Below are 14,046 nucleotides of genomic sequence, written 5' to 3'. Positions count from 1 at the left end.
TTGATTATGCTATATTAATTTTATTATCCAGATACACTTCCTGAACGGATTGTAATACTCTCACGCCTTCGCTAAAGGGTTTTTGAAATGCTTTTCTTCCCATTATCAGCCCAGAACCACCAGCCCTTTTATTGATAACGGCAGTTGTTACAGCTTCGGACAAATCTGATTTGCCTTTGGAACCACCACCTGAATTAATCAGCCCTATTTTACCCATATAGCAATTGGCTACTTGCAACCTGCAAAGGTCAATAGGGTGGTCTGTGGTAAGGGTTTTATACATTTCATCATCATATTTTCCAAATCCTATCTCTTTGAAACCAAAATTATTGGTAGGTAATTTTTGTTTGATGATGTCTGCTTGAATAGTAACACCCAAATGGTTTGCCTGCCCAGTTACATCGGCAGCTGCGTGATAATCTTCCCTGTTGGTTTTAAATGCCTCGTTCCGTGTATAGCACCATAAGATGGTGGCCATTCCCAGATTGTGTGCTTCTTCAAAAGCTTCAGCTATTTCTTTTAGCTGTCTGTTGCTTTCTGCTGAACCAAAATAAATCGTAGCTCCTACGGCAATTGCTCCCATATCCCAGGCATTTTTTACCTTACCAAATAATGTTTGGTCATATTTATTTGGATAGGTAAGTAGCTCGTTATGGTTAATCTTGACGATAAAAGGGATTTTATGGGCATATTTTCGGGCGTTCAATCCCAATACACCAAACGTGGATGCCACACCATTGCAACCAGCTTCCATAGCAAGTTTTATGATGTTCTCTGGGTCAAAATAATCTGGGTTTTTATAGAATGAAAAGGCCGCGCTATGCTCAATACCTTGGTCAACAGGAAGGATACTTAAATAACCAGTTCCTGCCAGATTTCCGTGATTGTATAATTGGGAAAGGCTACGAAGTACCTGTGAATTTCTGTTGCTATTGCCAAACACCTTGTCTATACTATTTGTGCTTGGTGTTTGTAACTCATCTTTTGTTATTTTTTCACAAACGTGTTCTAAATAGAAGTCTGCTTTTTCTCCTAAAAGTTCTACTATATTCTTGTCTGTTTTCATCTTGATAGTATTTAATGGATTCCTAAACTTTCATTTGTTTTGGCTATGGATTTTGTGCCATCTGTTTCAATTCCAGTTAATGCCCTAATAGCATCAATTGTTTCCGGGATTACAATAGCTTGATTATCGACTATATAAGCATAGAAAAGTTCGTCGCCATCTACTTTCAGCATATCTTCCCATAGGGCTACTTCATACATATCGCCCCAAGGTCTTCCCATATCCAGAAACATTTCTTTAATGGTGTTGTTAGAAACCAAGCCTTGGTCATATTGAATTAATTTAATACGACTTGAAGTTTTGAAAGCATTTAGCACTTCTTCCTTTGTCGCCTGCTTTTTCAATTTCACATTCCAGTAGTGCATATGGCTCAATGTTTCGGGTACTTTTACCGCTGCGGTGATGACATCCAGTTCTGGGTCAACACTTTTAGCATCTGGACCTTGATGGCTTGGGATATCTTTTTCGGGAACCATTGTATTCATAATACCACCTAAATGACTTTCCCAAGGGTCTGTAGCTCTTCTTAAAAGTGTACCTCTGGCATAATCCAATAAATCGGCTCTTTTTAAAGCGGTCAAGGTTCTTAAAATAGACGTAGTATTACAAGAAACTACTCTTGTCGCATTCAAGTTTAGAGCCGATTTGTAATTATTTTCTGCACTAAAGGAATGCCCTGTGGTTTCGTGTTTTTCGCCACCGTGTAGAATAAATTTGATGTTTTGCTCCTTGTAGATAACGACATTCTGAGCGGCAATTTTTTTGGGTGTACAGTCCACAACAAGATCTGATTTCTTTAAAAGTTCCTGTAAGCTTCCTTTTACTGAAATTCCTTTTGAGTCCATATCATTGGCTGCTTCTTCGGTAGCTGCATAAATATCATACTCCTTTCTTACGGCATTTTGAATGCGCCAATCGCTGATTATATCGCAAACGCCCGAAAGCTTCATATCATCTTGTAATTTGATGGCATCTGCCACTCTTTTTCCTATGACTCCGTATCCTATAACTCCTATTTCTTTCATATAAATTTTGTTTTAATTAGTTATTCTTCTGTATTATCGATTAATGATTTTGGCTTAAAATTTCTAATAATCAAGCGGTTGCTCTTTTCATAAGTGAAATAGCTAACCGCCCAATTAAAACCAACCATCAATCTATTTCTAAATCCACTTATGGACATCAAGTGAACAACGGACCACAGCAACCAGGCGAAATAGCCTGCAAATTTAAATTTGCCCAAATCGGCAACTGCCTTGCGTTTTCCTACAGTGGCCAAGGAGCCTTTGTCTTTATATTCGAAAGGTTGTGTGGGTTTATTATTTATGAGGTTTAATATAGAATTACCCAGATATTTTCCTTGTTGAATTGCTGCCTGCGCCACCTGTGGATGCCCTTTTGGTGTATCTTTAGTAATTATAGCCGCTATATCGCCTATGGCAAAAATGTTTTCGTAGCCTTCTACTTTTAAATTAGCATCGGTTTTAATCCGGTTGCCCCTGACTATGTGTTTTTCATCAATACCATTTGGGAATTGTCCTTTTACGCCAGCCGTCCAGATAAGGTTTTTAGCCAAAATGGTCTTACCACTTATGGTAGTGACTTCCTTTCCATCATAATTGCTTACAGCTTCATTTAATAATACCTTTACATTTAAATCCTCTAAATATTTGAGGGTTTTCGATGATGCCTTATCAGACATTGTGCTTAACAACTCATCAATGGCTTCTATTAAATAAATGTTCATAATGGAAGCAGGATACTCTGGATAATCTTTGGGTAGAATGTATTTACAGAATTCAGCCAATGCTCCTGCCATCTCTACACCGGCAGGACCACCACCTACAATTACAAAATTTGTTGGGGCATCCCGTTCATCATCATCACAGGTAATGGCAGCCTGTTCTAAATTTTGCAACATCATATGGCGAATGTTCAGGGAATCTCGGATATCCTTCATTCCCAAGCTGTTTTCTGCTACTTTATCCATCCCAAAAAAATTGGTGGTTGTACCTGTAGCAATTACCAGATAGTCATAGTGAACTTTTCCTTTAGAGGTTATTAATGTGTTTAATGAGGGCTGAATTTCTTCTACTTCGACCAAACGAAATACTACATTTTTGTAACCATTGAATTGTTTCCTAAATGGAAATACTATGCTATCAGGTTCCAACGCACTTGTAGCCACTTGGTACAGCAAAGGTTGAAATTGATGAAAGTTGTTTTTATCGAACAATACAACTTGTACTTCTTTGTGTTTCAATTTTTCTACCAATGCCAAACCTGCAAACCCTCCACCAATGATAACAATACGTGGGAATTTGGAATCCGGAAGACAGATTTCATCTGCTACCATACAAGTAGAATCCATTGTGTTGTTATGTGCGTGGCTATCCTTCATTTGTTAGTTTATAATTTAATTTACCCTTCATTCTTATCTCTTGCAATCAATACCGAGCACTTGGCGTGCGTGGCTAAGTATTGGGAAACAGAACCTAAAAGGAGGCGCGAAAGCGCACCTTGACCTTGAGAGCCAACTACGATTAAATCTGCCTTCCAATCCTCTGCTTTTTCCAGGATGGCACTTTTGGGTAATCCACTCACAACGGTAGTAGTTATAGTAAGAGCTTCGTTTTTACTCTTTAGGACATCGCTGGCTTCCGAAACAATTTTGTCGCCCAATTTTTTGGCACCGCTTATGAATTCTTCAAAGTAATTGTTCAAGTTTCCACCTGTAGCCATTAGTTCAGGGCCAAGCGTCGCTGGATATTCATAAACATTTATGATGCAGATTTCAGTATGTGATGTTAATGTCATTTTATGGAGCTCTTCTACGGCAGCTTTGCTAAAGCCTGAACCGTCTACTGCCAATAATATTTTCATAATTTGAATGTTTTAGTTGGTTGACATTTCTTTCGATTTTATAAGTTTTCTCCAATACAAGTGTTCATATAATCCAGACCAATACATACCAAAGGTGAAAGCGAACAGTAACTCTTCAATTGGGATTCCCAAAACAAGAATATGGGTCAGGTTGTCCAGATTCCAGTACAACTCCACATATTGGGGATAGAACGGAAGGATGCTTCCGAAATAAATGAAGTACAGTATGGTAAACAAGATTCCTCCAACCCATATCTTTCCTTTTAAATCTGGGCGACAGTACAATGTTGCCAAACCACCTAAAAACATTGCAATGATGCCACAATAGATGTGGTTAAGCGTGGTGAAAAGACTAAATATGACAAATACAATGGCTGGAACAAAAAGTATATAAATATGTAGCTTATGTCTTTGGTGGCTCCGTTCGGTATGAGGCATATCTATATAGCCTTTTTTGAATATCAGATTATACAATACCGTCCCTATTCCGCCAATGGCAAAAGAGAAGATAAGGCTTTCAATATCAAAGCCTGTTCTTTCCGCTAAATGGAAGAGGGAAGGTGGAAACCAATATTCTGGAACAAACAAGGGTTCTGTTAGGCCAAAGGGCATAGTGATAAGGCTCATTTTGAGCATTTCTTTTCTATACCCCTTTTTTGACAAATAGATTATTGCCCAAAGCGCAAGAATTATAAGAGACCATATGAACCAGACATATTGCATAAATTTTATATTACTCTCTTATTTTTTGACTTTTATTTGCGCATTATAAAAAGCCGCAATACAGGCACCTATTAGCCATCCTAAAATGAATATCTGTACTATTCCCAAACCAGCTTCCCATAGTGGCACATCCATCCTGATAATGCTTGTGGTATCTAAACCGTGCAATAGGCTGTTGAAAAAATCGATAGTGGCTTCTCGACCTGCTGTTGACATAACTATCATACAGCCTAAGTAAATTAGTGCCCCCGTAAGACCGAAAGCAAATCCGAGTTTTTTTACGTTTAATCGATACATAATTTTAAAGTTTTGAGTTAGTTGTCTGATTTTAATATCTTTTTTGATTCCTCAAATTCTTCCTTGGATATTTCGCCTTTTGCAAAGCGGTTTTTAAGAATATCCAGTGGGCTGTCCTTCTTTGTTTTTTGATAAGGGATATCTGCTGGGATAAAGAATATCCAAGCCAATAAAATAATCCATATAATCCACCATATTAGGTGCATACCTCCAAAATGTCCTTCGTAAAAATGCATAATTTTTGGTTTTAAGTTGTTGTTAATTTAATTCTGTAATTGTATAACCATTGAGCCCATCAAGTTGCTTTTGTAATTCGGCAACAGAAAGTGCTTCATTCATCGTGATAAGTGCAGCACCTTTTGGTGCCAAAAAGATCTCTGCTTTTTCTATATTGGGATGTTCTTCTAAAGTCTTTTTTACTCTTGATACACATCCACCGCAGCTGATTCCGCTTATTTGAAATTTTTGTTTCATCATTTAGTATTTAATGGTGATGATGCCCTTTGTGTTCATCTTTTGGTTCTGTTTTTGAAACATCTTTACCGTGTTCGTTTTCTCTTTGTCTATTCTGTGAATGATTGTGCCCACCGTGGCGATGTGAACCGTGAGGCATAAATAAGTGACAAGCAAACATAAAGAGGATGAAGATGAATAGAGACGAACTGCTTCCTATACCTAATGATGGTGCAAAAAAGATAAACAGTAATGGTAATCCACAACCGATGACCATCCATATCCAGTGATTATTTTTCATTGTTGTTTATTTTAAAAGTTAAAATTAATGATGCTCGGTATGCTCACCTTTGGTTGGACTATCCATATCGTCCATCTTGTCCATACCCTGCATATCCATTCCTTTTTCGCCCATCATCTTTGAGCAGGATTCCATACAGTCTTCGCTCATCATCCCTTTTTCGTGCATCATTTTCATCATAGTGCCCATCATTTTGCCGTCATTCATCATTCCGTCCATCATTGAGTGCATCATTGTACTGTCTTTCATCATCATTTGCATTCCTTCTCCTTGCATCATTGAGCTCATCATTTTTTTGTTGCCCTGCATCATTTGCATTGCGTGATGGTTGTCGTGCATACTTTCCATAAATTCGGTCATATAGTCGTGATTTTTGGAAATGGCATTAAAAACTTCTGTGCGAGTTTCAGGGTTTTCCATTAGTGCCTGAGTGTTTGTTTCTTGTTTGCAACTGTTTAAGCTTAAAAGCCCAACTGCCGATAAAACAATTAGTAGTGTTTTCATAATTTATTTTTTGAGTTAAACATTTATTTTAATTTTTATAAACCCATTCCCAACAATCTAAATGTTTATAGTTGAGGGAATGGATTATCAACTATTAATTCGCAGATTTTAAAAAGGTTATAATCTTTTTGAATTTCTTATATGTTATGTGTATTTTCAATATTATTAGATTTTTTTTATACGCCACTTCTTATTATTACCTTTAACTGCCACCAAATTTTCCGAAATCAATTTTGATGTGATGGCAGGTGGATTTTTATCATTCTTATCTTTTGGCGAGACGTGAATGGCCAATTGCGTTAAATGGTCAATGGTATTACCATTCTCATCTATAACAAGCTCAAAATAATGGTAGTTTACCACGTCTTTTTTGAAAATGTCATTATAGCCAATGGTTTCTTTTTCAACTTTTAACACCAAGGCTTTGCCATATTGAAAGTTGTTGGCATTGAGGAATTGTGGAGTGATGACAGTTTTTCCAGTTTTATCGATATAGCCATAATAGAGCACGCCATCTTTTTGGTTTGCAATCAGGCATTTTCCGTTACTGAATATAGGGTAGCTTGCATTGTCTGTTTTGGTTGCCACCAAATCATTTCGAAAATCAACGATTAAATTTCCTTCTGGGTCAATAAAACCCCATTCGTTCCCTTTTTTAATGGCAGCGACGCCATTGCTAAAAGGCGAGATGTAGTCTAAATTTTCAAAGGTTTGTGCAATTCCTATAAAGGGAATTAATACTAATGTGATAAGTAGTTTTTTCATTTTGTTTAATTTAATTTGATGAAATTAACCATTGCCTTAAGCTTTTGTCTGCATAACTTTCGTTGATATCTATATAATTTCATCATAGAAATTCCGTTTCCAATTTCCTGTGTTTTTGTAATCGGTCATACTCATTCCCACCACTTCCTTAAACTGTCTAGACAGGTGGTTGACACTACTGTAGTCCAATAAATATCCTATATCTGAAAAGGAATGTTGTTTAAGCTGAATGAGCTCTTTGACTTTTTCTATTTTTAATTTGATAAAGTACTTTTCAATGGTTGTCTGTTGATTTGCTGAAAACAATCTGCTCAATGTCTTGTAATCTTTATGAAGTCTTGAAGCCAATAGTTCAGATGTTTTTACCTTAATATGTAACGGTAGCTCTTGCAATTGTTCTATTAGAATAATCTTGATTCTTTCTGTGAGCATTTCTTCTTCATTCTGAACAATTTCAAAATTATTGGCGTGAAGTACACTTGTAACGGTATCGATAATTTCATTGTTCGTTTTTTTTTGTGCTTCTACCAGCAACCTTCCTAATTCCAAGGAAAGCACTGTAACTTCAAGTTCTTGTAATTCTTGTTTAATTACTTTTAAGCAGCGGTTACAGACCATATTCTTAATCCAAAATTCTTTTGGTTTGTTCATAGTATATAATGTATTGTCATTGAGTTTAGCTCAATGGTCTGATAGGTTTAGCCTAACAGGATTAATATTGTGTAGCGTTGTTGAGAATAGGGTACAACAAATGTTAGCCAGAAGTGAAATATTGGCTATAGAGGCAATGCAGATTCATTTTAACCTGCGAAGTAGAAAATCAAATTAAAAAGGACTCGTTGAGGATTACAAGGTCTGTGGATAGCAAAGGTGGCCTATAAGCCTTAAAAGAAACTGTGTTTTTCTCTAAACCTTCAAAAAGGTTGATATAAGAATAGACGAAGTTGTTTAAGAAAACTAAAGTTTCAATCTCTGAAATTGTATTGGCCTTCTTGAAGGTGTCATCTCCTTCTTTCAAGATGGTCTTATTATCGCAACAGTCTTTCTCTTGTATTGTAGTACATTGCTTGGAATTATTATCTTTTTTCTGTGCAGTCTCCATACAAGATTCTGCTTTACTAAAAAAAGCCAAATCCACCATTTTATTACAGCAAAAGTGCATATTTACCGTAAAGGATGTGGTGGAAAACAGTATAAAAACTGCTAAAAAGAAGGACAGTATTTTAGTAAAAAAAGATTTCACACTATAAGATTAATAAATTTTGATTAACATTAAAGGATTTTGGAAAATAAAATTCAACTGTTCAATTATTTTATTATCAGTTTTTTACAAAAAAACAACAAAATTAATCAGTACAAATATAATTCTAAAAGTTCAACAGAACTATGATTTATATCATATAAAGGAAGCTGCAAAAGAATTTTATTTGCAAATAATATTTAAGCGGTTTCGTGCAAAATAAACATTGATAAATCAAAAAAAATTGTTAAATAAACAAATTGAGATAAATTTTTTATAAATTTGCAACATTAATGAAAAAAGTTTTTCATAAAATATCATCCGTTTGTTTGGCACTTATCGTGCTATTGTCAACAGTTTCTTTTACTATTGATAGTCATTACTGTGGCGATACTTTAGTGGATTCTTCTTTATTTGGGCACGTTGAAACTTGCGGAATGGATAAACAACTATCCAAAAATGATTGTCAAAGTGAAGTTCAGGATGATTCCTGCTGTTCAGATAAGCAATTAGTTGTTGAAGGTCAGGACGACCTGAAGATGTCTTTTAACACCTTAAATTTTGAGCAACAAGTCTTTGTTGTCTCTTTTGTACATTCTTATATCAATCTCTTTGAGACTCTTGATTCACACATTGTACCATTTAGAGATTATGCGGTTCCCTTTCTCATACGGGATATACAAAAACTGCACGAGACGTATTTAATTTGATTTTAAACAGTTTCCGATAAATATCGGAATAATTAGCCCTATGGTCAATACTATTTTGGGCTCAATTTCTTGTGTTTAATGTTTTGATTTTATCAAGATATTATTCGATGTATAACTGTTTAATAATCATTGTAATGCTGAATAAAAGCATCAAATTTTTAATCGAGAACAAGCTAGTAGCCGTTCTACTACTTGCACTTTTTATTGCTTGGGGAGTCGTAAACGCCCCGTTTGAATGGAATACAGGCTCACTTCCTCGAGACCCTGTTGCCGTAGATGCCATACCAGATATTGGCGAAAACCAACAAATTGTATTTACTAAATGGGATGGTCGTTCCCCTCAAGATATTGAGGATCAAATTACTTATCCTCTAACCACATCGCTTCTTGGTATTCCAGGGGTTAAAACAATACGTAGTTCATCTATGTTCGGGTTTTCGAGCATTTATATCATTTTCGAAGAAGATATTGAATTTTATTGGAGCAGAAGCCGAATACTTGAAAAATTAAACTCATTACCAGCCGGACTTCTACCAGAAGGCGTTAATCCAGCTCTAGGTCCCGATGCCACAGGATTAGGGCAAATATATTGGTACACCCTTGAGGGACGTGATAAAGATGGTAATGTTACAGGTGGATGGGATTTACAAGAATTAAGAAGCATTCAAGACTTCTACGTGAAATATGCGTTGTCATCTGCGAGTGGCGTTTCAGAAGTGGCTTCCATCGGCGGATATGTTTTGGAATATCAAGTGGATGTTAATCCCGAATTAATGCGGCAATACAACATAGGCTTGAGTGAGGTTGTAAAAGCAGTAAAACAAAGCAACAAAGATGTTGGTGCACAAACGCTTGAAATCAACCAAGCTGAATACCTTATAAGAGGATTGGGTTATATTAAGAAACTATCTGATTTAGAAAACGCGGTAGTTACTTCAAAAGATTTTACATCCATCCGTATAAAGGATATTGCGAAAGTAACACACGGTCCTGCTACAAGAAGAGGCTTATTGGACAAGGAAGGAGCCGAGGTTGTTGGTGGTGTTGTAGTGGCTCGTTATGGGGCCAATCCTATGGAAGTCATCAACAATGTTAAAGAAAAAATAAACGAGTTAAGTTCTGGGCTTCCATCAAAAACATTAAGCGATGGGAGGACTTCGCAATTAACCATCGTACCCTTTTATGACAGAACAGAACTAATCCAAGAAACCTTGGGCACACTTGATGAAGCGCTAACTTTAGAGATATTGATAACCATTTTTGTGATTATCATAATGGTCTTCAATTTAAGGGCTTCCGTATTGATTTCCGGATTATTGCCTGTTGCGGTTTTGATGGTCTTTATTTCTATGAAACTGTTCAATGTAGATGCAAATATTGTCGCCTTATCTGGTATTGCAATTGCTATTGGAACTATGGTCGATGTGGGCGTTATCCTTTCGGAAAATGTCTTGCGGCATATTGATGAAAATGAAGAAAAGCTACCTATGAATACGGTAGTTTATAATGCGACTGCCGAAGTTTCTGGCGCCATCTTAACGGCAGTAATGACCACTATTATTAGTTTCATTCCTGTATTTACTATGATTGGTGCAGAAGGGAAATTGTTTAGGCCATTGGCATTTACAAAAACGGCAGCACTCACCGCAGCTCTTATTGTTGCCCTATTTTTAATTCCACCATTTGCGGCCTATTTATTTAAAAAGAGAAATTTAAAAACTTCTTTTAGTTATATGCTAAATGGAGCATTGATTGTTTTTGGCGTTTTATCTTTAATTTTAGGCTATCCGCTTGGATTAATATTAGTTGCATTTGGCGTTGTTGGCTTCCTTTCACTAAAGGAAAAGATTACGTCAAAACGCGCCAACATCATCAATATATTTGTTTCGGCTTTTGCTATCATATTCCTATTGGCGGAATATTGGAGACCACTGGGAGTAGATAGAAGTATCCTTATAAACTTAATCTTCGTTGGTCTTATCTGTTTTGGTCTTTTGGGTGTATTTACACTTTTTAGAAATTATTATGTTCGAATTTTAAATTGGGCATTGCGCAATAAGCTGTTATTTCTTTCGATACCAACTGCCATTGTAATTTTTGGAGTGATGATTATGCGTAATACTGGTAAAGAGTTTATGCCTTCACTCAATGAGGGTTCATTCCTGTTAATGCCCACTTCAATGCCACACGCAGGTGTGGAGGAAAATAAACGCGTCCTACAGCAACTCGATATGGCCGTTGCGAGCATTCCAGAAATTGAAACTGTAGTCGGTAAATCTGGGCGTACAGAATCAGCATTAGACCCTGCACCGTTATCGATGTATGAGAATGTTATTCAATATAAATCTGAATATATTTTAAATGAAAATCGCAAAAGACAACGCTTTAAGGTAAACGAAGACGGCTTATTTGTTTTAAAGGATGGCAGTTTAGTAACCAACCCTAATAGCGAAATTGAAGTAGAAGATGATGACTATAAAGCCTCAAAAATTACAGACCCATTCTCTGTGACAAGTTCACAGCTCATTCCAGATGACGATGGAGAGTACTTTAGAAATTGGCGACCTGAAATTGAATCGCCAGACGATATTTGGAAAGAAATCGTAAGGGTTACAAAGCTTCCAGGTGTTACTTCAGCACCAAAGCTACAACCCATAGAAACACGCTTGGTGATGCTACAGACTGGTATGCGAGCACCTATGGGAATTAAGGTGAAAGGACAGGATTTAAAAGAAATTGAGGCGTTTGGGGTACAATTGGAAGATATCTTAAAACAAGCAGAGGGTGTAAAGGATGAAGCAGTTTTTGCCGACCGTATTGTGGGGAAGCCATACCTACTTATAGATATTGACAGAGAACGACTTGCGCGCTATGGCATAACCATAGAGCAAGTACAGCAAGTTATACAGGTTTCTGTTGGTGGTATGGTGCTTTCACAAACAGTAGAAGGTAGGGAGCGCTATGGTATTCGTGTACGCTACCCAAGGGAATTACGCGCAAATCCAAACGATTTAAAAGATATTTATGTGCCTGTAGAAAAAGGAAGTCCGGTTCCGTTAAGTGAGTTGGCTACTATAAGATACGAACAAGGGCCGCAGGTCATTAAAAGTGAGGATACTTTTTTAGTTGGCTATGTACTTTTTGATAAATTAGATGGTTTCGCCGAAGTAGATGTGGTGGAAAATGCCCAAGCCCTTATTCAAGAAAAAATTGACAATGGCGAATTGACCGTTCCAAAGGGTATCAATTATCAATTTACGGGAACGTATGAAAATCAGTTACGAGCAGAAAAAACATTGAGCGTGGTAGTACCTCTGGCTTTGGCTATTATTTTTCTAATCCTATATTTCCAGTTCCGTTCTGTTGGAACGTCATTAATGGTCTTTACTGGAATTGCTGTCGCCTTTGCGGGTGGTTTTTTAATGATATGGTTCTACGGCCAAGATTGGTTCTTAAACTTCAGCTTTTTCGGAGAAAATTTACGAGACCTCTTTCAAATGCACACCATTAATTTAAGTGTCGCTGTATGGGTTGGTTTTATTGCTCTATTCGGTATTGCTACCGATGATGGCGTAGTAATGGCTACCTACCTTACGCAAACCTTTGACAAAAACAAACCTAAAGATAGAAAAAGCATTAGGGCATCCGTAGTTGAGGCAGGAGAAAAACGTATCCGTCCGTGTTTAATGACAACGGCGACAACTATTCTTGCTTTGTTGCCTGTATTAACATCAACAGGTCGAGGGAGTGATATAATGATTCCAATGGCTATTCCTTCTTTTGGTGGGATGTTAATTGCACTTATAACCCTATTTGTTGTGCCAGTTTTATTTAGCTGGAAAGAAGAATTTCAATTAAAACGAGCTACAAAATGAGATATATAATTTTAATAGCACTTGTTTTTTTCGCTTTCGCGGAAGTAAATGCACAAGATTTAGCATCCTATATTCAGGAAGCTGAAAAGAACAATCCAGAAATCCAAGCTTTTGAATTGCGGTACAATATCGCCGAAGAAAAAGTAAATGAAGTTAACAGCTTACCAAATACTGAATTTAATTTTGGCGTTATGGCTATAGCTCCTGAAATGGATATGCCTATGGAGCAATTTAGTGCCTCTGTAATGCAAATGTTACCGTGGTTCGGGACCATTTCAGCAAGGGAAAATTATGCATCATCTATAGCAGAAGCGCAATATGTTGATATAGCAATTGCGAAAAGAAAACTTTCATTGTCAGTATCCCAGTCATATTATAAACTTTATGCCATACGTGCAAAACAGCTTATTCTGGATGAGAACATTGAACTTTTACAAACCTATGAACGCCTAGCATTAACTTCATTGGAAGTTGGTAAAGCATCAGCTGTTGATGTACTTCGCCTTCAAATAAGGCAAAACGAATTAGTTCAACAAAAGGAAGTGCTAGAACAGGGTTTTCAGGCAGAACAGACGCTGTTCAATAACCTTTTGAATCGTGAAGAAAATATGTCGGTGGATGTTGTGGAAGAAATGATGATTCCGGACGTTGACCCTCTGGTTTTAAATGAGAACCTTCAAATAAACCCGGAACTTATTAAATATGATAAGTTATATGAATCTGTTGAGCAGTCAGAGCTGTTAAACCAAAAGGAAAGTGGTCCTATGGTAGGGTTTGGAGTGCAGTATATTAACCAAGAAAATAGTCCAATGATAACTAGCTCTTTTAAAGATATGGTTATGCCTATGCTTTCTATTTCTATTCCCATTTTTAATAATAAATATAAGTCTGTGACAAGACAAAATGAGTTGAAACAACTAGAAATAAAATTTCAAAAAGAGGATAGGTTGAATAAGTTAGAAACACTTTTGGCGCAAGGGCTTTATAATAGAAATGCGACAAGAATTAAGTTCAATGTACAAACCGATAATTTGAAACAGGCCATTGATGCCGAGGAAATTCTTATGAAAAACTACGAAACTGGAACTATAGATTTTAATGATGTGTTAGATGTACAGGAATTGCAGTTAAAGTTTCAAATCAATTTAATCGATTCCATTAAAGAGTATTTTACAGAATATGCTTTAATAAATTATTTAACAAGATAAAAAATTGAACTAGGCCAAATT

The 14,046-nt window shown here is 36.5% G+C and carries 16 protein-coding genes; 3 read left to right on the top strand and 13 right to left on the bottom strand.

The window, feature by feature from the left end:
* Positions 1-4: 4 nt before the first annotated feature.
* The 13 genes from VZD24_RS09640 to VZD24_RS15285 form a co-directional block, all read right to left on the bottom strand.
* Positions 5-1,066, bottom strand: coding sequence for a class I fructose-bisphosphate aldolase (locus VZD24_RS09640; protein WP_279448366.1), 1,062 nt, complete (start codon positions 1,064-1,066; stop codon positions 5-7).
* An 11-nt stretch (positions 1,067-1,077) separates the two neighbouring features.
* Complete coding sequence (locus tag VZD24_RS09635) at positions 1,078-2,091, bottom strand: type II glyceraldehyde-3-phosphate dehydrogenase (protein WP_279448365.1); 1,014 nt, start codon at positions 2,089-2,091, stop codon at positions 1,078-1,080.
* Positions 2,092-2,111: 20 nt separating this feature from the next.
* Positions 2,112-3,467 (bottom strand): NAD(P)/FAD-dependent oxidoreductase, encoded by a 1,356-nt coding sequence (locus VZD24_RS09630; protein ID WP_279448364.1) that lies wholly within the window; start codon positions 3,465-3,467, stop codon positions 2,112-2,114.
* A 20-nt stretch (positions 3,468-3,487) separates the two neighbouring features.
* A complete protein-coding gene (locus tag VZD24_RS09625; protein WP_279448363.1) occupies positions 3,488-3,949 on the bottom strand; it encodes a universal stress protein in 462 nt (153 codons plus the stop codon).
* A 12-nt stretch (positions 3,950-3,961) separates the two neighbouring features.
* Entirely contained in the window at positions 3,962-4,576 is a 615-nt protein-coding gene (locus VZD24_RS09620) for a lycopene cyclase domain-containing protein (RefSeq protein WP_279448362.1), read from the bottom strand.
* Between the two features lie 114 nt (positions 4,577-4,690).
* Positions 4,691-4,969 (bottom strand): DUF5676 family membrane protein, encoded by a 279-nt coding sequence (locus VZD24_RS09615; RefSeq protein ID WP_008616426.1) that lies wholly within the window; start codon positions 4,967-4,969, stop codon positions 4,691-4,693.
* 17 nt (positions 4,970-4,986) lie between these two features.
* Complete coding sequence (locus VZD24_RS09610) at positions 4,987-5,205, bottom strand: SHOCT domain-containing protein (RefSeq protein ID WP_008616427.1); 219 nt, start codon at positions 5,203-5,205, stop codon at positions 4,987-4,989.
* A gap of 22 nt (positions 5,206-5,227) precedes the next feature.
* The gene (locus VZD24_RS09605; RefSeq protein WP_008616428.1) at positions 5,228-5,446 is read right to left on the bottom strand and encodes a heavy-metal-associated domain-containing protein; all 219 of its coding nucleotides are present in this window, start codon (positions 5,444-5,446) and stop codon (positions 5,228-5,230) included.
* 7 nt (positions 5,447-5,453) lie between these two features.
* Positions 5,454-5,723, bottom strand: a complete 270-nt coding sequence (locus tag VZD24_RS09600) for a hypothetical protein (protein ID WP_008616429.1) — start codon at positions 5,721-5,723, stop codon at positions 5,454-5,456.
* 24 nt (positions 5,724-5,747) lie between these two features.
* Positions 5,748-6,227 carry a hypothetical protein gene (locus VZD24_RS09595; RefSeq protein ID WP_342687605.1) on the bottom strand — a complete coding sequence of 160 codons (480 nt, stop codon included), beginning with the start codon at positions 6,225-6,227 and terminating at the stop codon, positions 5,748-5,750.
* A 165-nt stretch (positions 6,228-6,392) separates the two neighbouring features.
* Positions 6,393-6,992, bottom strand: coding sequence for a WG repeat-containing protein (locus VZD24_RS09590; protein ID WP_008991348.1), 600 nt, complete (start codon positions 6,990-6,992; stop codon positions 6,393-6,395).
* A gap of 69 nt (positions 6,993-7,061) precedes the next feature.
* Positions 7,062-7,643, bottom strand: a complete 582-nt coding sequence (locus VZD24_RS09585; protein ID WP_070237422.1) for a helix-turn-helix domain-containing protein — start codon at positions 7,641-7,643, stop codon at positions 7,062-7,064.
* A gap of 169 nt (positions 7,644-7,812) precedes the next feature.
* Entirely contained in the window at positions 7,813-8,235 is a 423-nt protein-coding gene (locus VZD24_RS15285) for an HYC_CC_PP family protein (RefSeq protein ID WP_040459986.1), read from the bottom strand.
* Positions 8,236-8,525: 290 nt separating this feature from the next.
* Here VZD24_RS15285 and VZD24_RS09580 point away from each other — a divergent pair, with 290 nt between their 5' ends.
* The 3 genes from VZD24_RS09580 (at position 8,526) to VZD24_RS09570 (ending at position 14,025) form a co-directional block, all read left to right on the top strand.
* A complete protein-coding gene (locus tag VZD24_RS09580; RefSeq protein WP_008616438.1) occupies positions 8,526-8,942 on the top strand; it encodes an HYC_CC_PP family protein in 417 nt (138 codons plus the stop codon).
* 134 nt (positions 8,943-9,076) lie between these two features.
* Positions 9,077-12,817, top strand: coding sequence for an efflux RND transporter permease subunit (locus VZD24_RS09575; RefSeq protein ID WP_342687606.1), 3,741 nt, complete (start codon positions 9,077-9,079; stop codon positions 12,815-12,817).
* Positions 12,814-14,025, top strand: a complete 1,212-nt coding sequence (locus VZD24_RS09570; protein ID WP_072316391.1) for a TolC family protein — start codon at positions 12,814-12,816, stop codon at positions 14,023-14,025. The genes VZD24_RS09575 and VZD24_RS09570 overlap by 4 nt, the downstream gene beginning before the upstream one ends.
* Positions 14,026-14,046: the final 21 nt, after the last annotated feature.

Source organism: Aequorivita flava, assembly GCF_038742595.1.
Classification (GTDB): Bacteria; Bacteroidota; Bacteroidia; order Flavobacteriales; family Flavobacteriaceae; genus Aequorivita; species Aequorivita marisscotiae.
This window is presented reverse-complemented; position numbering and strand designations above follow the sequence as displayed.